This is a genomic window from Terrabacter sp. Ter38 (assembly GCF_024519435.1).
GTDB lineage: Bacteria > Actinomycetota > Actinomycetes > Actinomycetales > Dermatophilaceae > Terrabacter.
On the sequence record NZ_JALJRZ010000008.1, the window covers coordinates 76,702 to 100,823 of the forward strand.

17 protein-coding genes and 1 riboswitch are annotated in these 24,122 nt (G+C 72.5%); of the genes, 5 read left to right on the forward strand and 12 right to left on the reverse strand.

Annotation, left to right across the window (positions count from 1 at the left end):
• Positions 1-5: 5 nt before the first annotated feature.
• The 7 genes from NR112_RS16265 to NR112_RS16295 all read right to left on the reverse strand — a co-directional run bounded on the left by NR112_RS16265 (position 6) and on the right by NR112_RS16295 (position 10,678).
• On the reverse strand, positions 6-3,068 hold the full coding sequence (locus NR112_RS16265; protein ID WP_256795354.1) for an AAA family ATPase: 3,063 nt from the start codon (positions 3,066-3,068) through the stop codon (positions 6-8).
• A 234-nt stretch (positions 3,069-3,302) separates the two neighbouring features.
• On the reverse strand, positions 3,303-4,919 hold the full coding sequence (locus NR112_RS16270) for an RNA polymerase sigma factor (RefSeq protein ID WP_256795473.1): 1,617 nt from the start codon (positions 4,917-4,919) through the stop codon (positions 3,303-3,305).
• A gap of 339 nt (positions 4,920-5,258) precedes the next feature.
• Positions 5,259-5,657, reverse strand: coding sequence for a universal stress protein (locus NR112_RS16275; protein ID WP_256795355.1), 399 nt, complete (start codon positions 5,655-5,657; stop codon positions 5,259-5,261).
• A gap of 163 nt (positions 5,658-5,820) precedes the next feature.
• Entirely contained in the window at positions 5,821-7,080 is a 1,260-nt protein-coding gene (locus NR112_RS16280; protein WP_256795356.1) for a homoserine O-acetyltransferase, read from the reverse strand.
• Between the two features lie 15 nt (positions 7,081-7,095).
• Positions 7,096-7,210: riboswitch (SAM riboswitch) on the reverse strand.
• Positions 7,211-7,292: 82 nt separating this feature from the next.
• Positions 7,293-8,993, reverse strand: a complete 1,701-nt coding sequence (locus tag NR112_RS16285) for a DUF4192 family protein (RefSeq protein ID WP_256795357.1) — start codon at positions 8,991-8,993, stop codon at positions 7,293-7,295.
• A 150-nt stretch (positions 8,994-9,143) separates the two neighbouring features.
• Positions 9,144-9,818: a YkvA family protein gene (locus tag NR112_RS16290; RefSeq protein ID WP_256795358.1), complete on the reverse strand. Its 675-nt coding sequence runs from the start codon at positions 9,816-9,818 to the stop codon at positions 9,144-9,146.
• Positions 9,819-9,922: 104 nt separating this feature from the next.
• The gene (locus NR112_RS16295; RefSeq protein ID WP_256795359.1) at positions 9,923-10,678 is read right to left on the reverse strand and encodes an EcsC family protein; all 756 of its coding nucleotides are present in this window, start codon (positions 10,676-10,678) and stop codon (positions 9,923-9,925) included.
• A gap of 160 nt (positions 10,679-10,838) precedes the next feature.
• On the opposite strand from NR112_RS16295, the gene NR112_RS16300 reads away from it, so the two are divergent.
• Together NR112_RS16300 and NR112_RS16305 are read left to right on the forward strand one after the other, a co-directional pair.
• Complete coding sequence (locus NR112_RS16300) at positions 10,839-12,005, forward strand: MalY/PatB family protein (RefSeq protein WP_256795360.1); 1,167 nt, start codon at positions 10,839-10,841, stop codon at positions 12,003-12,005.
• Complete coding sequence (locus tag NR112_RS16305) at positions 11,998-13,749, forward strand: DNA polymerase (protein WP_256795361.1); 1,752 nt, start codon at positions 11,998-12,000, stop codon at positions 13,747-13,749. The genes NR112_RS16300 and NR112_RS16305 overlap by 8 nt, the downstream gene beginning before the upstream one ends.
• A 51-nt stretch (positions 13,750-13,800) precedes the next feature.
• On the opposite strand, the gene NR112_RS16310 is transcribed toward NR112_RS16305, so the two are convergent.
• Together NR112_RS16310 and hrpA are read right to left on the reverse strand one after the other, a co-directional pair.
• Entirely contained in the window at positions 13,801-14,739 is a 939-nt protein-coding gene (locus NR112_RS16310) for a PAC2 family protein (RefSeq protein ID WP_256795362.1), read from the reverse strand.
• An 83-nt stretch (positions 14,740-14,822) separates the two neighbouring features.
• Complete coding sequence (gene hrpA, locus NR112_RS16315) at positions 14,823-18,923, reverse strand: ATP-dependent RNA helicase HrpA (protein WP_256795363.1); 4,101 nt, start codon at positions 18,921-18,923, stop codon at positions 14,823-14,825.
• Between the two features lie 136 nt (positions 18,924-19,059).
• Between hrpA and NR112_RS16320 the strand changes: the two genes are divergently transcribed.
• The 3 genes from NR112_RS16320 (at position 19,060) to NR112_RS16330 (ending at position 21,824) form a co-directional block, all read left to right on the forward strand.
• Entirely contained in the window at positions 19,060-19,758 is a 699-nt protein-coding gene (locus NR112_RS16320) for a DUF4232 domain-containing protein (RefSeq protein ID WP_256795364.1), read from the forward strand.
• 397 nt (positions 19,759-20,155) lie between these two features.
• Positions 20,156-20,785: a hypothetical protein gene (locus tag NR112_RS16325; RefSeq protein WP_256795365.1), complete on the forward strand. Its 630-nt coding sequence runs from the start codon at positions 20,156-20,158 to the stop codon at positions 20,783-20,785.
• A gap of 61 nt (positions 20,786-20,846) precedes the next feature.
• The gene (locus NR112_RS16330) at positions 20,847-21,824 is read left to right on the forward strand and encodes a hypothetical protein (RefSeq protein WP_256795366.1); all 978 of its coding nucleotides are present in this window, start codon (positions 20,847-20,849) and stop codon (positions 21,822-21,824) included.
• 34 nt (positions 21,825-21,858) lie between these two features.
• Here NR112_RS16330 and NR112_RS16335 read toward each other — a convergent pair whose 3' ends face one another.
• The 3 genes from NR112_RS16335 to NR112_RS16345 are packed head-to-tail and all read right to left on the reverse strand — an operon-like array spanning position 21,859 to position 23,962.
• Positions 21,859-23,100 carry a peptidoglycan bridge formation glycyltransferase FemA/FemB family protein gene (locus NR112_RS16335; protein WP_256795367.1) on the reverse strand — a complete coding sequence of 414 codons (1,242 nt, stop codon included), beginning with the start codon at positions 23,098-23,100 and terminating at the stop codon, positions 21,859-21,861.
• Positions 23,101-23,124: 24 nt separating this feature from the next.
• On the reverse strand, positions 23,125-23,607 hold the full coding sequence (locus NR112_RS16340) for a hypothetical protein (protein WP_256795368.1): 483 nt from the start codon (positions 23,605-23,607) through the stop codon (positions 23,125-23,127).
• The gene (locus NR112_RS16345; RefSeq protein ID WP_256795369.1) at positions 23,600-23,962 is read right to left on the reverse strand and encodes a hypothetical protein; all 363 of its coding nucleotides are present in this window, start codon (positions 23,960-23,962) and stop codon (positions 23,600-23,602) included. Before NR112_RS16345 ends, NR112_RS16340 begins: the two co-directional genes overlap by 8 nt.
• Between the last annotated feature and the right edge of the window lie 160 nt (positions 23,963-24,122).

Consider the following 24,122-nt stretch of genomic DNA (forward strand, 5'->3'; position numbering starts at 1 on the left):
GGCGCTCAGCGCTCGGCGAGGTCGTGCTCAGAGCGCTGTGCCAGTGCCTCCGCGCCCTGACGCCGCGCGAGCTCGAGGGCCGCCAGCAGCTTGTCGGTGCCTCGCTCGCTCGGGTCGAGGGCCGCGCTCATCCGGAGCACCTCGGGCAGCCACCACATGTCCTCCCGCGCATAGGCGTACGCCTCTGCCGCGCCGAGCACAGCCGCTGCCGCCCCGCGCGAGCCGGTGCGAGCGAGCACATCGGCCTCGAGAGAGAGCCAGAACGGTGTGCGCGCCCGGGACCCTCGCGCGGCGAGCCGGGCGATCGCGCCGTGGATGCGGCGTGCCCCGGCAGCGTCCTGCTGCGCCCACCCGCGGAGCATCTCGGCCCACTCGCCGTAGTAGGCGAACCGATGCCGCTCGACCAGGTCAGCCAGCTCGGAGGCGGCGTCGAGCAGGGCGGGGACGTCGCCGAGCAGGTGCTGGGTCAGACCGTCGTAGGCCAGCGCGACCGCGAGCGAGTACGGGTGGTCACGGGTCCGGGCGCGCTCCACCGCTGCGGCGGCTTCCGAGCGGGCGTCGTCGGCACGACCCATGAGCCACAGCGCGTGGGCGAGCCAGGCCTGAGCGTGCACCTCGGGTCGGGTGCCGACCATGAGCGACAGGGGTGCGTCCTGCGTCAGGGCGACGGCCGCACGGAGGTGCGTGGCTCCGACGCGCGGCCGCCCTGCCGAGAGCTCGACGCTGCCCATGGCGAAGTGGGCCTGGCCGGCCAGCGGGGTACCGGGTCGGGCCAGTGCCAGCGCCCTGACCGCGGGCTCCCTGCTTCGCGCCTGCTCTCCCTGGACGTACTTGACGGCCCAGAGCCCTACGAGGCTCTGGACGAGGGTTTCCTCCTCGCCCAGCCGTTTCGCGAGGGAGATGGTGCGCTCGAGCATGCTCTCGAGGCGTTTCGAGGAGTACCCGAAGGCGGCGTTGAGCGGTGGCGCCAGTGTCACGAGCAGGTCGAGCACCTCGCGGTCGCGGCTGCGTGTGTCTGGGCCGGCCTCGACGATCGCGAGCGCGCGCTCGTAGTGCCGGACCGCGTCGGTGTTCGCGAACACCGACGCCTCGGTCGCCGCCGCCCGCAGGTAGTGCTCGATGGCCCGATCGGGCTGACCGCCACGCTCGTACTGTTCCGCCAGCTGGGCGGCGATCACGTCGAGCGTGTTTCCTGTCGACTGCTCGAGGCCTTGGGCGATCCGCCGGTGGGTGAGCCAGCGTCTAGGTGGTGTCACCCGTGCGTAGGCCGCATCGCGGAGCAGGTCGTGCGTGAAGTCGTAGCCCGCCCGCTGCTCGCGGACGATCCGGTGCTGCCAGAGCTCGTCGACCGCGCTCACGACGGTGTCCGCGTCGAGGTCGCTTGCCCGGGTGAGAAGGTCCAGGGTGAAGTCGCGCCCGACGGCGGCCGCGAGACCAGCGACCTCGCGTGCCGTGGGAGACAGCTGGGCGAGTCGGTCGTCCAGGACCTTGCCGACCCTGGCCGCCTCAATGGACGGATATGCGCCGGCGGCGAGTGTCGCCTGGATGACGAAGAAGGGCAAGCCGGCCGTCGTGTCGTTGAGGAGGGAGCGTTCACCGGCCGCAAGGTGGCGCCCGAGCAGCGCCTCGGCGAGAGCGATGGTCTCTTGTGGTGGCAGGGGCAGGAGTGCCACCTCGAGCAGGGCCTTCCACGACCTGATCCCACGGACCAGTTCGAGCACCACCGCGTTCTCGCTCAGCTCCTCGGCCCGGGCCGTGCACACGACGAGGACGGGTTCGGTGCGCGCGAGCTGGAGGAAGAAGGCCAGCCACGTCGCCGTCTCGTCGTCGCACCACTGCATGTCGTCGAGCACGAGCAGCGTGGGCCGGCCGGTATTGAGGACGGCTCGAGAGAGACCCTCGTAGAACCGGTGTCGGCGCCAGGACTCGACGACGGCGTCCCCGGGACTGATCTGCCGGGCAGGGAGGCCACCGCGAGCACGCCCCGGCAGCAGACGCGCCACCTCCGACTGCCACACCGGGTCCAGGCCGCCGAGCGCGCCCTGTCGGTCGAGCTCTCGGAGCCAGTCCGCGACCGGCGCCAAGGCCACCCGGGCGGACTGGCCGAAACAGCGCGTCGACACGACGACGCACCCCTGCGCACGGACCGTGCTCGCGAGCTCACGGACGAGGCGCGACTTGCCCACACCTGACTCTCCGAGGACCAGGGCCAGCCCGCTCTCGCCCGCTGCCGCCTCGTGCCATCGGGACGTGATGGCCTCCATCTCCGTTCCGCGGCCGGTGAAGGGCGCCCCCCGAGCGCGGTCTCGGCGCACGGCGTTGAGGCCGTCGCGCTCGCGACCTGGCACCAGGTCCTCGATGAGCGACGTCGTCGCGTCGTCCGGTGCCACCCCGAGCTCGTGGTCGAGCGTCTCGACGCAGCGGTGGTACGTCGTCAGTGCTGAGGCGCGATCCCCCGCCTCGAGCTCGAGCGCGATGAGAGCCTGGTAGCCGACCTCCTCCAGCGGGGCCAGATGGACGCGCCGACGGGCGACCGTGCGAGCGGCCTCCAGCTCCCCCGCCTCCCGAAGGCCTTGCGCTGCAACGTCGCAGAGCTCGACACAGTCACGGTGCAGGTCACCCCTCGGGCCGACGACACACTCGTCGAAGATCCCGGGAAGGAGCTCCCCGACGTAGGCTGCGAGAGCCCCGAGGGCGTGCTGGACGGCCTGTGCGACCTCGCCGGCCGCGAGTGCCGCGCGGGCCGCGTCCCTCTCGTGGTAGAAGATCCGCAGGTCCACCAGACACACGGGGTTGTCCTCCCAGGTCAACGTCCGGTTGCCGACCACGAGGGCCGGACAGTCCAGCTGCAGCCGCAGGTCGTGGAGCTCACGACGGAGGTTGGTTCGCGCTTGGCTGTCCGTGGATGTCGGCCAGAGTGCTGCCGCGAGCCGCTCCCGGGGCTGGGGGACACCGGCCTGGATCACGAGCAGGGCGAGGAGCTCGAGGCACCGCACGGAGACCGGTCGGGCACTCCGGTCGGAGGTGTTCAGAAGGCGACGGTCACCGAGGAGATGGAGTTCCCACATCCGCGCTCCTTCCGACGTCGGGCACCGCTCTGATCCAGTCTGGCCCCGTCGGGCGGGAGCGCCATGGTGAGCGACGAATGTGCCCTTCGTCCGGTGGTGTCCGCGCGTCCCTGCCTGGCGGCACGGCCACGTGCGCACAGCGCCCGGAAACCACCCCGGGAACGACGAAGTGGGGTCCCTCCGGCCAGAGAGGACCCCACTTCACCCTGCCCACGTGACAGGAACGCCTATCTGTCAGTCGAGGTAGTCGCGCAGCACCTGGCTGCGACTCGGGTGACGCAGCTTGCTCATCGTCTTGGACTCGATCTGGCGGATGCGCTCGCGCGTGACGCCGTAGACCTTGCCGATCTCGTCGAGTGTCTTCGGCTGACCGTCGGTCAGACCGAAGCGCATCGAGACGACGCCGGCCTCCCGTTCGGACAGGGTGTCGAGCACCGAGTGCAGCTGCTCCTGCAGGAGCGTGAAGCTGACGGCATCGGCCGGGACGACCGCCTCGGAGTCCTCGATGAGGTCACCGAACTCGCTGTCGCCGTCCTCACCGAGGGGCGTGTGCAGGGAGATGGGCTCGCGGCCGTACTTCTGGACCTCGACGACCTTCTCGGGCGTCATGTCGAGCTCCTTGGCCAGCTCCTCCGGGGTGGGCTCGCGGCCCAGGTCCTGGAGCATCTGACGCTGCACGCGGGCGAGCTTGTTGATGACCTCGACCATGTGCACCGGGATGCGGATGGTGCGAGCCTGGTCGGCCATGGCGCGGGTGATCGCCTGGCGGATCCACCACGTCGCGTAGGTCGAGAACTTGTAGCCCTTGGTGTAGTCGAACTTCTCGACCGCACGGATGAGGCCGAGGTTGCCTTCCTGGATGAGGTCGAGGAAGAGCATGCCGCGGCCGGTGTAGCGCTTGGCGAGCGACACGACGAGACGCAGGTTGGCCTCGAGCAGGTGGTTCTTGGCCTTCTTGCCGTCCTGGGCGATCCACCACAGCTCACGCTTGAGCTTCATGTCGATCTTGTCGCCGGAGTTGAGCTTCTCCTCCGCGAACAGCCCGGCCTCGATGCGCTTCGCGAGCTCGACCTCCTGCTCGGCGTTGAGGAGGGCGACCTTGCCGATCTGCTTGAGGTAGTCCTTGACGGGGTCGGCCGTGGCGCCGGCGGTGACGACCTGCTGGGCCGGGGCGTCGTCCTCGTCGTCGTCACGGATGACGAAGCCGGACTCCTCGGTCTCCTCGGTCTTCGCCGCGGCGGGGGTGGCCTCGTCACCGTCCTCGGCGTCGTCGTCCACGTCGACGGGCTCGACGACGACCTCCTCCAGCTCGCCGACCGGCGCGTCGTCGGGCTCGGCGGCGTCGCCGGCGACGACGGTGCCGTCGGCCGACGCCGTGGCCTTCTTCGCCGCGGTCTTGCGGGTGGCGGTCTTCTTGGCGGCGGGCTTCGCAGCTGCCGCCTTGGCGACACCGGCGTTCGTGGCAGCCTTCTTCGCCGTGCGGGCCGCGGCCGCCTTGGGGGCGCTGGCCGCGTCGTCGTCGGTGGCTGCAGCAGCCCCGGCCGGCGCCGCCTTCGCCGTCGTCTTCTTGGCGGCGGTCTTCGTCGTCGCGGTCGTCGTCCGCGTCGCGGACTTCGTCGCCGCGGCGGTGGTGCTGCGTGCGGTGGCCACAGTGCCTCCCTTGGTCCCTGTTCGGGTCTTCTTCGTCGTGCTGGAGTGCGGCGCGTCGACGACGATCTCGATGTCGTGGGCCTCGAGGGTCGTGAGGACCGGCTTCATCTGCTTGAGGTCGAGTCCTGCATCGACCTGGGCACGCGCGATCTCCGTCCCGGTGATGGTGCCGCTGGTGCTGCCCTTGACCAGGAGCTGCATGATCGCCTCGTGCTGGAACACCTTCGGCAGGGTTTTGGGAGCTCCAGCGGTTGTTGCCTTAGGCACGGATGCAGTCGCCTTTCGTCGCAGGTCTCGTCAGATGGTCGACCCGAATCCGGGCATGCACCATCACAACGAACGAGAGTGGGGGTTGGTGCCGGAAGAGCTTGGCCTGTCGGAGTCGATCCCTGTTTCGAGCTCTCGGTGCGCCTCGTGCGATCCGGTACTCGGACATTATAAAACGGCGCACGCCCTCCGGGCGAACGCGCGTCCAACCCCGCGTGCCGCGCACGGTCGTCCGGCCCGCACGAACCGGGCCGGACGAAGGGCCGGAAGGGCTCAGTCGCCCTTGACCGCGAGCACCGGACAGCTCGCGTCGAGCAGGATGCGCTGCGCGTTGGACCCGAGGATGAGCTTGCCGACAGGGCTGCGGCGACGCAGGCCGATGACGATGAAGTCGGCCTTCTCCTCCTCGGCGACGGAGATGAGGTCCTCGGCGGGGTCGTTGCCCCGGACGAGCTGGCGCACCTCGTGCTCCAGACCCTGCTCCTCGAGGAGCGTCTGGACCCGGGCGAGCTCGCTCTCGAACTGGCTGGCCTCGTTCGCGTCGAAGTCCTTGCCGCCCCGGTGGGAGCTGATGACGACGAGCTTCGCTCCACGCAGGACGCACTCCTCGGCGGCTCGCTTGAGCGCCGCACGACCTTCTTTGGTGGCGACATAACCAACGACGATGGCCACTTTCCCGGACCTCCTTGGGACGGAAACAACCAGTGCTCGCACCGTACCCGATTACCAGGCCTCCGGCTCGTCCCGAGCGAAGTATCGGCGCGACGTCGGCGACGCGGACGACGACCCCCGACAGCACCGAGGACCGGCGAGCCTCCCCGGCTCGCCGACGGGCTCAGTCCAGACGCCGCTCGAGCGCGTCGCGGACGATGCGACCCACCTGGTCCTCCTCGATGAGGAAGCCGTCGTGCCCGAACTCCGAGGTGATGTGCGCACGCCGGGAATGCGGCAGGGCGGCGTGCAGCTCGTCGGAGAGCCGGGGCGGGTAGAGGCGGTCGGTGTCGACCGAGACGATGGTGCACTCGGCGCGGACGCGTTGCAGGGCGGCCTCGAGCCCACCGCGGTCGCGCCCGACGTCGTGCGAGTTCATCGCCTCGGTCAGCACGACGTAGGAGTTGGCGTCGAAGCGCCGGGCCAGCTTGCCCGCGTGGTGGTCGAGGTAGGACTCGACCGCGAAGCGGCCGCGGTCGCCGGAGCGCAGCGGGTCCTCACCGAGCTGGGGCTCGCGTCCGAAGCGGGTGCCGAGCTCGGTCTCGGTGCGGTACGTGATGTGGGCGATCCGGCGGGCCAGGCCCAACCCGGTGTCGGGACGCGTGTGGCCCTCGTAGTAGTCGCCGCCCGCGAAGTCGGGGTCGTTGCGGATCGCCAGCAGCTGCGGCTGGCACCAGGCGATCTGGTCGGCGGTCGCGTACGCCGTCGACGCGAGCACGATGCAGCGGTCGACGTCGTCGGGGTGGGTCACGGCCCATTCCACCGCACGCATCCCACCCATCGAGCCCCCGACGACGGCCGCGAGGCGGCGGATGCCGAGCCCGTCGAGGAGGCGTCGCTCGACGGCGACCTGGTCGCGGACCGTGACGTAGGGGAAACGGCTGCCCCAGGGACGACCGTCGGGCGCAGGGCTCGCGGGGCCGGTGCTGCCCTGGCACCCGCCGAGGACGTTGGACGCGATGACGAACCACCGCTCCGGGTCGACCGGTCCGCCGGGCCCGATGAGGGCGTTCCACCAGCCGGGCGAGGCGTGTCCGTCGTCGGCCTCACCGATGACGTGGCTGTCGCCGGTCAGCGCGTGTTCGACGAGGATGACGTTGTCGCCGGCCTCGTTGAGCCGGCCCCACGTCTCGTAGGCGATGCGGACGTCGGGCAGCACTCCCCCGCGCTCGAGCTCGACGTCCCCGATGTGGGCGAACTGCCGCCGGCCGACCGGGTCGCCGTCACGCCAGGCGCCGTCGGGCCGGCGGGTCCCCGGCGTCGTCGGGTCGACGTGGCTCGTCACCGCGCGGTCCCTCGTCGCCGTGTCGCCGGTCTGGCCCGGGCCAGCGGTCCCGGGCCGCGGACGGCGGCGGGTGCTCTGCGTCCGGTGGGTGACGGTCATCGGGGTACTCCTCGGTCCTCGCGCTTGCACGCACCCGGGGACGGGGCGGCCTGGTCTTCACCCGGGGCACCCCACCGCGAAGGAGGGTTGCCGACCAGCGAGCCGGGGCTTGTCGCTGGTACTCATGACCTGCTCCAACCATACGCGAGGCCTCACGGAGAGGCCGCGGGCCGTTCCACGACATGGACTGGCGGAGCCGCCGCCCGAGACGCTCAGGCGCATTTCCGGGGCCGGAGTCCGACGTCGAGGGCCTGCCGCAGCAGCCGCCCGAGCCCGTCCTCGGGCTCCAGCTCGAGCGCACGGTCGACCGCGACCCCGGCCCGCGCACCGTCGCCGCACCACCACGCGACCGACGCGAGGAGCGAGAGGAGGGGGGCCGCCTGATCCGCAGGAGTGAGGCGGCAGACCTGCTCGAGGCGGGACAGGACGAGTCGTGGCGTCGCGGCGTCGTCCCACTCCTCCCAGCCGCTCGGCACGGCGTCGTCGCCGGGCCACGACCCGGGAGCCGCGTCAGGGGCTGCGGCGGGGACGGCCCCAAGGTCGTGCGAGCCCTGGTCGTCCCGGTCAACCGACGCCCCGAGCGCCTCCAGGATCCCCACGGCGTCCAGCTCGTCGAGCAGACGTCGTGCCTCGAACACGTCGCGCGGCAGCTCGTCGTCGGCCTCGTCGTCGCCGTCGGCGTTGGCGTCGTCGTCCTCGTTGTCGTCGTCGTCCTCGTCGTCCTCGTCGTCCTCGTCGTCCTCGTCGTCCTCGTCGTCCTCGTCGTCGGCCTCGCCCGGGACAGACGAGGGCGGTCCCGCAGCCAGCAGCCGGAGCAGGGCCCGGAGCGCGTCGGGGTCGCCGTCCTCGAGGTGTTCCTGCACCGCGGTCCCCGACCCCTCGTCGGGGTCGGGGTCGCCCGGGTCCTCTCGTGGTCCCCGGGAGCGACCCGGCTCGGTGACGTCGGGCGTCCGGACGCCGGCCGCCTCGCGCTCGCCCGCGGCGGGGGCGAGCCGGAGGTCAGGACCGAGCAGGACCCCGAGGGGTGCCGCGAGGTCGTCGGACAGGACGTCGGCCGGGGCCATCCCGGGGCAGAGCCACGCCAGCAGGGCGTCATGGAAGCGCGGGTCGCGGAGCGGACCGACGAGGGACGGGAGCCAGTGCTCGACGCCGTACCCCTCGATCTCGCCGTGCAGCACCCCTCCCCAGGCCACGAGGGAGTCGTGGACGAGGAACTGGCGGGCCGTCGGGTCGCCGCCGTCGAGGACTCCGAGCGCCGCGCCGGGACGGCGCGCCCGTCGTGCCGGTCGGCGACGCCCCACCCGGCCGTGCTGCCCGTCCGTGAGGCTCACCCGGCCGGCCGGCCTCCTGAGAGACCCGCCGGCTGCGACGTAGCGGCGTTGCCAGTCCTCGATCGCGGCTACCGCGAGGTCGTGCCGGGGCTCCGTGGGGGCGAGCGGCTCGACGAGCCGCTCCAGCCCCTCTCGGTCCGGCAGGACGGAGTGCCCGAGGGCCACGTAGCACGCGACGGCCGGCACGTCCGCCTGCTCCGGGAGGAGCCAGCCCTCCGAGGGGCAGCAGTCGCACCCGACCGAGCGCCAGCGGCCCTCGAGGACCGCGAGTCGCTCCCGCACGACGACCCTGTGGTCCTCGACGCCCATGGCGAGAGCCTCGAGCAGCGGCAGCGATTCGTCGCGCACCTGCTCGAAACCCACGAGCGCCACCGAGGACGGGGAACCCTGGAGCAGGGTCGGCACCGTCTGGGCGGCGGCCTCGGCGGCCAGGGTCTCGTCGACGAGGTCGAGCCGCGCGACGAGCCCGAGCCGTTTGCCGTGGAAGCACACCACGACGACGCTGCGCTCCGGCTGGAAGCCCAGGTGGAAGGGGATGATGGTCAGCAGCTCGGCCGGCCCGGACAGTGAGATCTTCGGCATGTCCCGAGACTCGCCGTACGCACCGGGGACCGGGAGACCCCGATCGGCACCTGTGGAACGAGTGCCTGTCGGGTCAGGGGGTGTGGATCGCGGACCCAGCGACGGGGTCCCTCACGCAGCAGGACGCCGTGCGGCCGGCGAGGGCCGGGCTCAGCGCTCGAGGCGCTTGCGCACCGACTCGAGCACGTAGTCGGTCGCGGCCTGGCGCGTCCCTTCCGGGAGTCGAGCACGGTCGTCCGAACCGGAGTCGCCGGTGGCGGACCTGCCCCTGACGCGCGTGACCCGACTGACGAAGCGGCCCGGTGCGGCAGCGCCCGTGGCGTCACGGTCGCGGCGCAGCCCGTCCTCCGCCCCTCCGGCCCACGTAGAGGTCGCCGGATCGCGCGGCACGGCGACCGGCTCACCCCGCACCGTCGTGCGCGACGCCTCGGTCGCGCGGTCTCCAGTCGGCGCCCGGCTCGCAGAGTCACGCCGGGGCCGCGGGCGGTGCCGACCCTCACCGACCTCCCAGGCGATGAAGCGCTCGGTCTCCTCGAAGAAGGCCTTGACAGCCCACGAGATGACGACGGCGTCGTCGGCCGCACCGATGACCGGCAGGACCGCCTCGGGCAGCAGATCGACGGGCGACGCGACGTAGGCGACCGCGCCGGCGACGAGGCCGAGGCGCTTGAGGGTCGTGCCGGCATACGTCCCGTCCACCGTGGCGCGCACGAGGCGCGGCACGGCCTGCAGCCGCTCCGGCAGGCTGGGCGAGCCGGGGCGCGTGGAGGCGCGCACGACCGACGCGACGGTCGCGGCCATCTTGATCCGGGATGCGGGCTTCATGCCCGGCCCAACGAACGGGCGTGGCGTGCGATTCCCCGGTCCGGTCGGCGACGCGCGACGGTGATCTGCGTGTTCCCCACGGTCAGCCCTGCCCAGCCGGTCGGTCAGCGACCGAACGTCTCGACGGGTGGGAACTCCTTGGCCGCCTGCTTGCCGATGCGGTTCAGCATGTAGACGTCGACCACGGCGCCGATGAGGCCCCCGACCACGGGCACGAGGCGCCCGAGCCGGGCGAAGGTCCCCTGCCCGATGCGCCCGAGCAGGCGGAAGCCGACGGCCTTGTTGAGCACCATGAGCGCCGGGGCGGGCAGCCGGTCGAAGGCGACGGACGACAGCTTGCCTCCGCCTGCCTGCAGACCGGCCTTCTTGAGGAGGTCGTCGCTGTCGGCGCCGGCGAGGGTCAGCAGGATCGCGGAACGGATCTCGGGCTGGTCGATGTCGTAGCCGCGCACCTTGGCCGTCGCCGCCGTCATGCGGGTGGCCAGCAGGTAGAACTCGAGCACGTTGGCCGGCAGGGACAGGGGCATCGTGAAGAAGCCACCGAGGCCGGTGACGAAGCCGCCGATGGCGCCGAGCTGCCGGTGGTCGCGGACGATGATCCGCAGCGCCTGGTCGCTGTCGCCCCTGGCGTGCTTGAGCGCGTTGGCGGCGATCTCGTGGGCGGGGTCGAACGGTCCCTTGCCGTCGATGCCGACGTCGAGGAGACGCTCGACGAGTCGGGTCGCGGCTCCCGTGAGACCTCCCTCGGCCGGCATGGCAGCCCGCTCGAGCGCGCCGGCGTCCTTGGCCGTGCGCAGCTTCACCGCGGTCGCGTCCGATGCCTCGACGGTCTCGTCCCTGCCGTAACCCAAGATGCCCACCGGCTCCACCCCTTCGTCCGTCGTCCCTGCGTGGCGGCTGTCGGTTCGCCGCCGACGACACCGTATGCCGCCCGGGTCGCTCGTGGCACTCACGTACCCAGTCGAGCCGGCCGGGGGACCCCGGGAGACGACGTCGCCCCCCTCTCGTAGGGTCGCTCCCATGGGTGAGAGGCACGAAGACAGCGCGACGATCCTCGGTGTCCCGCTGGCCGACCTCCGGCGCGACCGCACGTCGGTGAAGTGGGGGCGCTACGAGCCCGACGTCATCCCGATGTGGATCGCCGAGATGGACTGCGCGCCGTGCCCCGCCGTCGTGGACGCCGTGAGCGCCGCCGTGGCCCGGGGCGACACGGGCTACGCCCTGACGCAGGAGTATGCCGCCGAGGTCGCCGCGTTCGCCGACGCCGAGTGGGACTGGCGCTTCGACCACGACCGCACGACCCGCGTGGCCGACGTGCTGACCGGCGTGACCCACCTGCTCGGGCTCCTCACCGACCCCGGTGGCCCGGTGGTCGTCAGCCCGCCCGTCTACAACGCCTTCTACGAGGTCATCGAGGCGTGTGGACGGCGGGTCATCGAGGCGCCGCTCGGTCCAGACCACCGGCTCGACCTCGACCGCCTCGCCGACGTCTTCGCCGAGGTGACCGCTAGGGGCGACCGCGCGGCATACCTGCTCTCCAACCCGCACAACCCGACCGGCACGGTGCACACCCGCGACGAGCTGGCGGCCCTCGCCCGGGTCGCCGACGAGCACGGCGTCCGGGTCGTCTCCGACGAGATCCACGGTCCACTCGTGCTGCCGACGAGCACGTTCACGCCCTACCTCTCCGTCGCGGGGACCGAGCGCGGCATCACCGTGACATCGGCCTCCAAGGCGTGGAACCTCGCAGGACTCAAGGCCGCGATCATCGTCCCGGGGGACGATGCCGTCGACGACGTGCGCCACCTCCACCCCTGGGTCACGTTCGGCGCGAGCCAACTGGGCGTCATCGCGCAGACGGCTGCCTTCCGCGACGGGCGCGAGTGGGTGCACCGCCTCGTCCGCGAGCTCGACTCCAACCGGCGTCTGCTCGCCGAGCTCGTCGCAGCGCAGCTGCCCGGAGCCCGTCTCGTCGTGCCCGAGGCGACCTACCTCGCGTGGATCGACCTCTCCGGGCTGGGCCTCGGCGACGACCCCACCGGCGAGGTGCTGCGCCGCGCACGCGTCGCGCTCTCCCCCGGTCCGATCTTCGGCTCCGGCGGCGCGGGGCACGCGAGGCTCAACTACGCGACCTCCCCCGACATCCTCCGCGAGGCCATCGAGCGGATCGCGGGCTGCCTTGACTGACAAGGCTTCCGGTCCACCGCTCGTCGCGCTCGTGGTCGGCTCCCGAGGGGCGTATGCCGTCGGGCCGGACGTCGACGAGGCGTGGCCGCTCGGCGACGTGGTGCGCCGGTTCGTCGACACGACGACCAGGCTCGGTCCGCGCTGGGTCGTGTGGTCGGCCGCCTCGACCCTGCGGCCCGTCGTCGGGGCCGGTGTCGACGTCTCCCGCACGTGGGACCTCGCCGAGGCCCACCGCATCGTCCACGGCGGCTGGTGGGCGACGCCCGGTCATGTCGTGGCCGGGTGCCTCGGGCTCGACGAGGCCGAGGTGCCCGCACCACGCGCGCCGCGGCTGAGCGGCTTCGACGGCGATCTCTTCGACGTCGTTGCCGGCGAGGACGCGTCCCTGCTGACGGATGCGGGTCACCTCCGTGCGGACGCCCTCGCGTGGGCGACCGACGAGGCTCGGCTGCGGGAGCTGGCGGTGCTGGCCCTCGACTGCCGGTCGGCGCAGCTCGAGGCCCTCCTGCGCATCGGCGGCGCCCACGCGAACCGCCTCGAGCGCACCGTGTGGTCCGAGTCCGCCGCGGCCGTGCTCTGCCTCGAGCTCGAGCGCGACGGGCTCCCCGTCGACCGGCCCGCCGCCGAGGACCTCATCGCGGCGTCCGCCGGTGCGCGACCCCGCGACGAGGCCGACGCGGCGCACATCCGGGCCGAGCGCGACGCCGCCGTGCTGCGCCTCGCCCCGGGCCGTGAGCGCACCGACCTGCGCAACCCGGGCCAGGTGCGCGACCTGCTCCTCTCGGTCGGTGTCGACGTCCCCAACACGCGAGCCTGGGTGCTCGAGCCCTACCGGCACACCCACCCCCTCGTCGACGCACTGCTCCGGTGGCGCAAGGACGAGCGGATCGCGACGACCTACGGCTACCGCTGGCTCGACGACCACGTCGGCGCCGACGACCGGCTCCGTGGCGGGTGGACGGCGTGCGACGGAGCGGCCGGGCGCATGACCGCTCAGAACGGGCTCCACAACCTGCCGGCTCCCCTGCGGCCGGCCATCTGCGCTGCCCCCGGCCACGTCTTCGTCCGCGCCGACCTCGGCCAGATCGAGCCACGCGTGCTCGCCGTCGTCAGCGCCGACCGGGCGTTCGCCGAGGCCACCCGTGCCGACGACCTCTACGCTCCCGTCGCCGCCAAGCTCGGCGCCGACCGGCCCAAGGCGAAGGTGGCGGTACTCGCCGCGATGTACGGCCAGCGGTCGGGCGCTGCGGGCGAGGCCCTCAAGGACCTCGAGCGCGCCTACCCCGTGGCCATGGGGTTGCTCGACCGGGCGTACGCCGACGGGGTCGCCCGCCGGCCGGTGCGGACGTGGGGCGGGCGGCTGATCCGCTTCGGCGGCGTGCCCGTGCCCGCCCTCGAGCCCGGTGCGCCGGAGCCCTCCGGGAGCGCCGAGTTCTCGGCGACGGGCGCCGACGGCGCCCGCGGCCGTTACGCCCGCAACGCCATCATCCAGGGCTCGGCGGCCGAGCTCTTCAAGGCCTGGGCGGCAACGGTCCGGCACGCGGTGCGACCGCTCGGCGGCCAGATCGTCCTGTGCCTGCACGACGAGCTGCTCGTCCACGTGCCCGAGGAGCACGCCGCGGCCGCGGCCGCCGCCGTCGAGGGCACCCTGTCGAGCGCCGCTCGCACATGGGCGGGCACCGACGAGGTCCGCTTCGTCGCTGACACCTCGGTCGTGCGGCGCTGGAGCGAGGCCAAGGCCTGACCCGAGAAGGCGGGCCCGAGGAGTGCTCGGACCCGCCGTGGTCAGCGTGGTTCAGCCGCGGTCGTCGCCCGGCTCGTCCTCGGTGACGTCCTTGAGGAACGCCTCGAACTCGGCGCCGATCTCGTCGGCCGTCGGCAGGTCAGAAAGGTCCGTGGCGAGCAGGTTGCGCTGCTGTCGACCCTCGAGGAACGTGTCGTACTGCTGCTCGAGCGCGTGCACCACCGCGGAGATCTCGTCGGACTCCTCCATCTGGCGGGTGATCTCGGCCCGGTTGAGTCCGGCCGTCGCGGCGAGCTCGCGCAGGTCGAGGTCGAGCCCCGTCGCTGCGCGCACCCGCTCGAGTCCGAGCACGGCCGCATCGGCGAACTCGCTCTGACCGAGGTAGTGCGGCACGTGGACGGCGAAACCGATGGCGTCGAGACCCGCCTCGCCGAGCCGCAGCTCGAGCAGCGACGAGAAGCTCGCCGGCACCTGGATCGTGCCGAACGCCGGGTCGTTGCCGGTCACGAGGCGCGGATTCGTTCCGTGAGCGGTCACGCCGAGCGGTCGGGTGTGCGGGACGGCCATGGGGATACCGTGGACGCTCACGGTGAGGTCGACGCCGAACGCCTTGACGAGCATCGTGGTCGCCTCGACCATCCGGTTCCACTGGTAGTCGGGCTCGGGGCCGACGAGGAGCAGGAACGGCACCCCCTCCTTGTCCACGACGCGGTGCAGCAGCAGGCTCGGGTCGTCGTAGCTGCTCCAGTGGTCGCGGTCGAAGACCATGACGGGACGGCGGCCGCGGTAGTCGAGCAGCTGGTCGACGTCGAAGGAGGCGATGACGCGCGACTCGTGCGTCTCGAGGATGTGGTCGGCCATGAGTCGCTGGGTGTGGCCGGCGTCGATGAATCCGCCGAGGGCGACCACGAGCACCGACGCCTGCAGCTGCTGGAGCTGGCTCGGTGAGGTGTCGCTCTCGAACTGGAAGAGCTCGGTCGGGTCCTGCACGGGTCTGGCCTTTCGTCGTACGGGGTCCTTCGTGCAACGCCCGGCTTCGTCCCATGATTCCCCACGTCCGGGCGCGGCAGGGGTCAGGCGTCCACCTTGGCGATCGCCTTGAGGATGCGCTGCGGCGAGACGCTGTATGCCGTCCCGACCGTCTGCGCGAAGAGCGAGACCCGCAGCTCCTCGATCATCCAGCCGATGTCGACGACGTCGGCGGCGCCGCGCTGGGCAGGCCGCAGCGTGTCGAGCAGATCGGCGTACCGTCCCTCGACGAGGTCGACCTGTTCGAGGGCCTGGGCGTCGCGCGCCAGGTTGGCCGGCGCCTTGTCGAGGCGGTGCGTGATGCCCCGCAGGTAGCGGTCGAGGTCGGGCAGGCGGCGCAGCCCGGTGTCGGCGACGAAGCCGGGGCGCACCAGCTCGCGCAGCTGCGCCCGGACGTCGGCGAGCATCGGCCGGATGGCCGGGTTGCTCGACCGGTCGAGCTCGGCGAGCCGGTTCGTCAGGGCCAGGTGCTTGGCGAGGATCGGCTCGACGAGCCCCACGACCTGCACGACCTTGGCGGTCGTGTGGGTGCGCACGGCAGACAGGGCCCACTCGAAGTCCTCGCGGGTGCGCACCGTGTGGTCCGCCCGGTCGGTGACGGCGTCGTCGCGGATCGCGTCGACGGCCGCGGCGAGGCAGTCGTCGAGCAGCGCCGGAACGCTGCCGTGCGGGTTGTGGCCGAGGGCGAGCTTCTGGGTGTTCGTCAGGCGGGCGAGGATCTGCTTCCACGGAGGCGAGATGCCGAGCAGGAGGAGTCGCCGGACCCCGAGCCGATGCTCGGCGTCGGCCTCGGCGCGCGTCGGGAGCACCCGGACGTCGACGGCCGCGCCCGTGTCGACGAGGGCGGGGTAGCCGTGGACGCCCTGCGCGCTCTCGAACGACTCGGCCACGCCTTCGTCGGGGAACGACGTGAGGCCTGCTCGCTCGAGTCCGGAGCCGGCGCGGCTGACCTGACGGCGCAGCTGCGGCGCAGCGGTGTCACGGACCGCCTCGAGGTCCTTGCCGGTGGCGACCGGTCGGCCGTCGGCGCCGTCGACGCTGAAGGTCACCTGCAGGTGCGGCGGGATGCGCTCGACGTCGAAGTCCGCAGGACTGACGGCGACACCCGCCCGGCGCCGCAGGACGGTCGCGAGCGCCACGAGGAGCGGTCCCGACGTCGGCTCGAGCTCGGGCAGCACGGCCCGGGCGTGGTCGGGCGCCGGAACGAGGTGGCGGCGGATCCCCTTGGGCAGGCTGCGGATCAGCGCGGTGACCAGCTCCTCGCGGAAGCCCGGGACCTGCCAGTCGAAGCCGTCGGGTGTCACCTGGTTGAGTCGCTCGACGGGGATGTGCACGGTCACGCCGTCCTGTGCCGATCCCGGCTCGAACTGGTAGGTCACCGACAGGACGTTCTCGCCCTGGGTCCATGTCGTCGGGTGGTCCTCGTCGGCGATGCTGCCCGCGCTCTCGCGCAGGAGCAGCTCCTCGGTGAAGGTCAGCAGGTCCGGTGTCTGGCGCCGTGCCTTTCTCCACCACGAGTCGAAGTGACGTCCCGAGACGACGTCGGCGGGAATCCGCTTGTCGTAGAAAGCGATCAAGGTGCTGTCGTCGACGACGATGTCGCGGCGCCGGGTGCGGGCCTCGAGCTCGCCGAGGCGCTCGACGAGGGCGGCGTTCTCGCGCAGGAAGGCGTGCTCGGTGTGCCAGTCGCCCTCGACGAGCGCGTGCCGGACGAAGAGGTCGCGGGCGAGCTCGGGGTCGATGCGGCCGAGGCCGACGACGCGCCCGACGACGAGCGGCACGCCGTAAAGCGTGACCCGCTCGGTCGCCACGGCCGAGCCCCGCTTGCCCGACCATCGCGGCTCGGAGTACTGCCGCTTCACGAGGTGCTCGCCGAGCTGTTCGGCCCAGATGGGGTCGATGCGGGCGTTGACCCGGGCCCACAGGCGGCTCGTCTCGACGAGCTCCTCGGCCATGACGAACTGGGGCTGCTTGCGGAAGAGCGCCGACCCCGGACTGATGCCGAAACGCGTGCCGCGCGCACCGGCATACTCCCGCTTCTGCTCGTCCCGGACGCCGACGTGCGAGAGGAGTCCGGCGAGCAGCGACTGGTGGATCGCGTCGACGTCGATCTCGCCCTGGGCCACGTGGGTGCTCCCGCGGCTCAGGTCGAGACCGGCCTGCTTGGCCGCCTGCTTGACCTGGCTGTGGAGGTCCTGCCACTCACGGATGCGCAGGTAGTGGAGGAACTCGGCCTTGCAGAGGCGGCGGAAGGCGCTGCTGCTCAGCTCGTGCTGCTGCTCCCTGAGGTAGGCCCAGAGGTTGAGCCACGTGACGAAGTCACTCGTCTCGTCCGCGAAGCGCTTGTGCGAGGCGTTGGCGAGCTCCTGCTTGTCCTGCGGTCGCTCTCGCGGGTCCTGGATCGAGAGGGCCGCGACGATGACGAGCACCTCGCGGAGCACGCCACGCTGGTCGGCCTCGATGACCATGCGCGCGTGCCGCGGGTCGATCGGCAGCGTCGCGATGGTGCGGCCGTATGCCGTCAGGCGGCGTCCCGGACGTCTCCTCCCCCGGGCGGCCGGCTCGTCGTCCTCGGGGGCGAAGGCCTGGAGCTCCTCGAGGAGCCGGACGCCGTCGGTGATCTGGCGGCTGTCCGGCGGGTCGACGAAGGGAAAGCGTGCGATGTCACCGAGCCCGAGGCTCGTCATCTGGAGGATGACCGAGGCGAGGTTGGTGCGCAGGATCTCGGGGTCGGTGAACTCGGGGCGGCTGTCGTAGTCGTCCTCGGAGTAGAGGCGGATGGCGATGCCGTCGGAGACGCGCCCGCAGCGACCGGACCGCTGGTTGGCGGACGCCTGGCTGACCGGTTCGATGGGCAGGCGCTGGACCTTGGTGCGCTGGCTGTAGCGGCTGATGCGCGCCGTGCCGGTGTCGATGACGTAGCGGATGCCCGGGACGGTCAGCGAGGTCTCGGCGACGTTGGTGGCCAGCACGATCCGGCGGCCGGTGTGCGGCGAGAAGACGCGGTGCTGCTCCGCCGCGGAGAGCCGTCCGTAGAGCGGGACGACCTCGGTCACGGGCAGCTTCAGGCCATTGAGCGCGTCGGCGGCGTCGCGGATCTCCCGCTCGCCGGAGAAGAAGACGAGGATGTCGCTGCTCGTGCCGGAGTGGCGCTCGGTCCACAGCTCCTCGACGGCCTCGCAGACGCCCGTCACCATGTCGCGCTCCTCGGCGTCGGGGCGGTCGGGGTCGACGAGGGGTCGGTAGCGGATCTCGACGGGGAAGGTGCGGCCCGAGACCTCGATGATCGGGGCTGGCTCGCCCGTCGCCGGGTCGGCGAAGTGCTCGGCGAAGCGCTGCGGGTCGATCGTCGCCGAGGTGATGATGACCTTGAGGTCGGGGCGCCGAGGCAGCAGCTGCTTGAGGTAGCCGAGGATGAAGTCGATGTTGAGGCTGCGCTCGTGGGCCTCGTCGATGATGATCGTGTCGTAGCGGCGCAGCTCGCGGTCACGCTGCATCTCGGCGAGCAGAATGCCGTCGGTCATGACCTTGACGAGCGTGTCGCGGCTGCTCTGGTCGGTGAAGCGCACCTGGTAGCCGACAGCGGTGCCCAGCTCGACGGCGAGCTCCTCGGAGAGCCGCTCGGCAACGGCTCGCGCCGCGATGCGTCGCGGTTGGGTGTGCCCGATGACGCCGTCGAGGCCGCGACCGAGCTCGAGGCAGATCTTCGGGATCTGGGTCGTCTTGCCCGACCCCGTCTCACCGGCGATGACGACGACCTGATGGTCCCGGATCGCCGCGGCGATGTCGTCGCGGCGCTCGACGACCGGCAGGTGCTCCGGATAGGTGATGGTCGGGACGGTCGCCGCCCGGGCGGCGCGGCGGGCTTCCCGCTGCTCGGGTGTCAGGGTGCGGCCGCCCTGACGGCGCGCCGGCGTCGTGCGGCCGTGGTCGCGCCGATCACGCTCCGTTGTCCTCTCGCGCTGGGGCGGCCGGTCGGTCGGGCCCTGGGCGGCTGGGGGCGTCGAGGGTGCGGTGGTGGCCGGGGGCGCGGTGGTGGCCGAGGGGGTCTGCGCCGAAGACGACTCGGTGCCTGCCGGCCGACGACGTCCGCGTCGACGGGGTGGCCGCGAGCGCGCGGGTGCGTTCGCAGGCTCGTCGGACATGCTCGACAGGATAGGCGGGCGGCGAGGATGACTCCGAACGGATATCCCCGGCCGCCCCGTGCGGTGTCGGTGAAGACCTCGTCGAGGTCTCGCGGGGCTCGGGTCGACGCACCCGTGACTCGCCTAGCGTGGAGCCATGAGGGGAACGGGCGTGCACAACGAGGCCGGCAGGACGCGGACCGGGTCCGTCGTGTCCGCCGCATCCCTTGCGCTCCTCGCCCTCCTCGCCGGCGGCTGCGCGAGCCCGCCACCTGACTCCATCACCGATGCGGACGTCCCACCGGCCTCGTCGGCCCCGACCGAGCAGACGCCGACGGCTCTGCCCACCGAACCTCCGCTCGTGCTGCCGCCCAGTCGGAACGCCGGGACGCCGACGGGGCCGGTCGACCCGGCGGCGCCGCTCTTCCCGGACGGACCGTGCCAGCCGAGCCAGCTGGACGTCTCGGCGAGCCCGGTCGACCCCGCACTGGGCTACCGGCAGATGCGGGTGCGGGTCACCAACTCCAGCCGGGTCCCGTGCGTGCTCACCGGGTATGCCGTGGTGTCCGCCCGAGGACCCTCTGGGACCGTGTTCGCCAACCCTCGCGGTCGCCTGCACGATCCGGAGACCTCGAGCGCGCGGACGGTGCCCCTCGATCCCGGTGACATCGCCCATGTCGACCTCGGGTGGCGGGGCGACCTCGCCGCCGCCGGTGTCGAGCAGACCGCGTCGATGACGATCGTCGTGAGCGAGGGGTCGTCACCGGTGGCCGTCCCGCTGGACCCGACCTCGCCGGTCGACATCGTCGACGGCACCGAGATCCGGGTCGGCGGTTGGCGGCCCGGTGCCGACTGACGGCTCCGGGTGGGTCACCCGTCCGTCGACCGCTCCCCGACCCACTGGACGTGGAGCCGTGTCCGCCGAGCCCGAGCCCGGGCCCAAGGCTCCCGGGTCGGGACTCGGCAGCTGCACGGAACGCGCCGAGGCCCGGGACGGTCAGAGGTGCGACGACTGCGGCACTCGAGGACCTACCGTGGTCCCACCCGTCTGAAGCGAGGCATCGTTGTCCGATCCCGACCACACGCGCCCGGCCCTCCCGGACCCCCAGCGGGACCGGCACGTCTCCTTCCCGGACGACGCGCCCGGCGCCGGCCCCGCACCGTCGGGGCCGTCCCTGCCCCCGGAGGCATGGGCGCCTCGGTCGTCGGCCACCGCTGCGCCGTCACCGGCGCCGTCCTCGTGGCAGGCCCCCGTGCCGCCGGTCCTCACCACCTCGCCGGTCCGGCGACCGCCCCGGCGACGCCTGCCCGGCTGGGCCGCGTTCTTCCTCGTCGGACCGCTGCTCCTCGGTCTCTCGAACCACGACGCCGCCGCCGAGAGCTACGAGTGCTGGACCTACGACTCGGGCGCAGGACCTGGCGTCCAGGACTGCGACAGCACGATGGACGGGACGCTCGACGGCACGTCCGACGGGACGTCCGACGGCAGCGCAGACGCCCCCGGATCCGTGATCGGCGTCTACGCCCGGGACATCACGGCCTCCACGGCCTTCGCCCCGATGCTCGGTGGGACGCCCGAGGTGTTCCCGGTGCCGGCGGACGCCACCTCACTGACCGTCGAGGTGGTGTCGACGCCGAGCTCGCCCGGTGCGGGGCTCGTCGCGGGCGTCGACATCACCTCGGGCGGCGACGTCCTCGACGGGCACCAGGGGCCCGGCCCATACGCCGCCAGGATCAGGCTCGACACGCGGCCGTCCGAGCTGCGGGTCACGGCGACCGTGATGACCGGGCTGGGCACGATCCAGTGCCGGGTCTACGCCGGCCGGCAGCTCGTGGCCGTCGACACCTCCGATCATCAGGTCGTGTGCAGCCCCTCCCTGTGACCGGGGTCAGGGATGGTCAGCCGCACTAGATTGGGCCGAACGCACGAGACGAGGGGACTGCGTGTCCGAGACTCCGCCGCACCAGCCCGACCCGACCCGCGACACGACGGGAGATCGGACACCCGGGCCGACCGACCCTTCGGCCGGGTGGACCGGCGCCGGCGGCATCGACCAGGTCGGGTCCGTCGACCCCACAGACCTGCCCACCGGGGCCGGGGCGCCCGCGGACACGACGGCATACGACACGACGTTCGGTCTCGAGCCACCGCCGGCGACGAGCTGGGTGCCGCAGAAGGTCGGGGCCGGCCACGCGACGCCGCCACCGCCGCCGGCCGCTCCCACCCCTCCCCCAGTAACCGAGCGGCTGCGGACCGTGACCCTGCCGGGGGCCGCGGGACGCTCGCTCGGCGGGCGCCTCCGGGCCTGGCACGTCGTGGCGATCCTCGTCGGGCTGCTCGTCCCCCTCGGGTTCTGGGCGTCGACGAGCCTCGTCGACGATCTCGACCCGGTCGCCCGACCTGCCATCAGCATCACCCGCAACCGGCCCGTCGTGACCCGCACGCTCCAGGCCCCGACGATCACGCCCGTGGCGCCCGGCGCCAGCCCGACCCCGTCGGTCCCCGGTGCGACCGCGAAGCCGACCGCCCCGACCCGCGGCGTCCTGACCTCGCCCCCCACGCTCCTCCCGGTCCCGGCCGTCCCCGTGACCCCCGTACCTTCGGACGCCCGGACCATCCGCTTCGAGGCGTATGCCGAGACGGGCGCCCGCATCGAGGTGTCCCTGTCGGACGCGACGCACCAGCGCTACGACTACCCCGCGCAGATCGCGCCGCTCGCCTTCGAGGTGCCGGTCAGGCCGGGCGCGACGAGCAACGACTACTTCAGCCTCCGGGTGCGCACGAGCGACCCGACCGGGTCAGGTGTCCGCGGCGCCGTGTCGTGCCGGGTGCTCGTCGACGGGATCGTCGTCACGGCGCAGCAGGGGCAGGGCTATGCCACCTGCTACATCAGCCCGTACTTCGACATCCAGCGCCGCTGAGCCGCGGTCGGCGGGCCACTCACACCGCGGTCGGTCAGATGTCGGCGGCGTCGGCCGAGGCGCGGGCCGCCTTGCGGCGCTTGTTGATCGCGATCCGGGCAGCCATGGCCTTCTCGAAGGCGAGGTGCCAGAACCTGCTGATGACGAGCTCGCGCTCCCCCACCATCTCGACGACGTCGGCGCCGGCGCCGAGCTTGAAGAGCAGCAGGCCAGTGAGCGGGCTCGTGGCACCGAGGGAGGTGTTGAAACCCCTGAAGTCATAGGACTCGCACCCGGCCGCGGCGGCGTCACGCATCGCCTGCCACTGCAGCGCGTTGGAGGCCCGGGCGTCGCGGTTGCGCTCGGTCGAACCGCCGTAGAGGTAGGAGAACGTCCGACCGAAGCGGATCATCAGCGCCGAGGCGAGCACGTCGCCGTCGACGTGGGCCTCGTAGAAGCGCGCCGACACCGGGCCGTCACCGTCCGTGCCGTCCGACGCGAACGAGCGGGCCATGACGTCGAAGTACGCCTTGGGTCGGGGCAGGAAGTTGTCGCGGTCGGCCGACTCGACGTAGAGCGCGTGGAAGGTGTCGAGCCCCTCGGGCCCGACCGCGCGCACCTGGACGCCGGCCTTCTCGGCCTTCTTGACGTTGCGCCGCCACTGCTGGTTCATGCCCTTGAGCAGCTCGGCGTCGGAGCGGCCACGCAGGTCGACGATGCAGAGCAGGCGGGGCTGACCCACCGCGACGCCGTCGGCGCCGAGCGGGAGCCAGTGGTTGCGGTCGAGCCACGCCTCGAGGGTGCGGGCGGCCGGGTTGTCGACCGCCGCGGGGAGGGTGGTGAAACTGAGCAGGCCGTTGTCGACGACCTGCTTCTTGACCGGCTCGCGGTCCCAGACGCGGGAGACGACGGGGTAGCCGAGCCGGAGCGCGAACGCCTTGTTGGCCCTGGCCCAGGCGACGAGCGGGTCGAGCCACGCCGCCGGGTCGGTCGCCACGACGTCCCACGGCAGGCCCGGGCCCTCGGGCAGGTAGGCGTAGGACCGGGACAGGCGCGGGATGGTCCGCGAGAGGACGAGACCGGCACCGATGCGGGCCCCGGAGGCGTCGAACCAGCCTAGGTGCGTGCGCCGCCAGCCTGCCTTGGCCCGTCCCCAGGCGGGCGTCTGGAGGAAGCTGCCCCCGACCTCGAGGAGCGTCTCGACGGCCTCGTCGGCGCTGATCTCGCGCACCGTCAGCGGGCCGGCGGCCGGGGTCACCGGTGGGGTCGGCGCAGGGGCAGGGGTCTGCTCGGTCATGGCGGCAACCCTATCGGCGGCGCGTCACTCCACCGACCGCGCCACCTCGGCGTCGGAGGCGGCGGTGGCCCGGGCCGTGCGACGGATCCACCACAGGCCGACGAGCGGGAGCACGAGTGGGACGTAGCCGTAGCCTGCACCGAAGTGGGACCAGACGGTCTTCTCGGGGAACGCCTCCGGCCGCAGGACGCTCCAGGTCCCGACCACGAGCACGCCCACGAGCTCGACCGTGAGGGCGAGGGTCGCGAGGCGCACGGACGCCCGGTCGCCGCGGGCCAGGCCGATGGTCGCCACGAGGTAGATGAGCGCCGCGAGCGCCGAGAGGAGGAACGGGACGGGGGCCCGGTCGAAGTACTCGGTGATCTGCAGGATCGACCGTCCCGTCGCGGCGAGGGCGAGGAGACCGTAGACGGCGACGAGCACGCGACCGAAGCCGTGCCCGGTGTGCGGCCGCTCCGTGACCGGCGGCTCCGACGAGGTCGCAGGGGTGGGTGGTGGCTCAGACATTGAGGCTCCAGACCTGCTGCAGGCGGGCGACGAGGATCGCGACCACGAGGGCGCCACCGAGTACGACGGCCATGGCCCACTGCGTCTTCTCCTTGACGGCGATGACGATCGTCGCGGGGATGACGAGCAGGACGGTGAAGAGGTAGGCGATGAAGGTGGCCCGCTCGGCGCCGTCGTCGATCGCGGACGCCTTCGTGAGCCCGACGACGAGCTGCACGACGAGCGCGAGCTCGATGGCGGCGCCCACGATGATGAGCGGGTCGTCGACGAGATGGCCCCGGAGCAGGTGGTGGGCGGCCAGCAGGCCGAGCAGGCCGCTCGCGACGAGCAGCACGACGGTCAGGGGTTGGAGCACGCGAGAAGCCTACGGCGTCCATCCGTGCCCCCGACGCGGCACCGACGGTTGGACCGGGCGGTCAGCCGTGCCGGCGCGGACGGTAGTTTCGTCCCGAAGCACCCACCGCACCGCCCCGAGCGTCCAGACCTCCAGACCCTCCAGACCCGTCCAGAAGGAG

Coding starts and splice junctions, on each gene's coding strand:
- NR112_RS16270 (WP_256795473.1), bottom strand. CDS start 4,919: ATGCAGCTCCTGGTCAAGGGCAGCACCAGCGGCACCATCACCGGGACG.
- NR112_RS16290 (WP_256795358.1), bottom strand. CDS start 9,818: ATGAAGCCCGCATCCCGGATCAAGATGGCCGCGACCGTCGCGTCGGTC.
- NR112_RS16280 (WP_256795356.1), bottom strand. CDS start 7,080: ATGACCGTCACCCACCGGACGCAGAGCACCCGCCGCCGTCCGCGGCCC.
- NR112_RS16335 (WP_256795367.1), bottom strand. CDS start 23,100: ATGACCGAGCAGACCCCTGCCCCTGCGCCGACCCCACCGGTGACCCCG.
- NR112_RS16285 (WP_256795357.1), bottom strand. CDS start 8,993: ATGCCGAAGATCTCACTGTCCGGGCCGGCCGAGCTGCTGACCATCATC.
- NR112_RS16340 (WP_256795368.1), bottom strand. CDS start 23,607: ATGTCTGAGCCACCACCCACCCCTGCGACCTCGTCGGAGCCGCCGGTC.
- NR112_RS16265 (WP_256795354.1), bottom strand. CDS start 3,068: ATGTGGGAACTCCATCTCCTCGGTGACCGTCGCCTTCTGAACACCTCC.
- NR112_RS16320 (WP_256795364.1), top strand. CDS start 19,060: ATGAGGGGAACGGGCGTGCACAACGAGGCCGGCAGGACGCGGACCGGG.
- hrpA (WP_256795363.1), bottom strand. CDS start 18,923: ATGTCCGACGAGCCTGCGAACGCACCCGCGCGCTCGCGGCCACCCCGT.
- NR112_RS16300 (WP_256795360.1), top strand. CDS start 10,839: ATGGGTGAGAGGCACGAAGACAGCGCGACGATCCTCGGTGTCCCGCTG.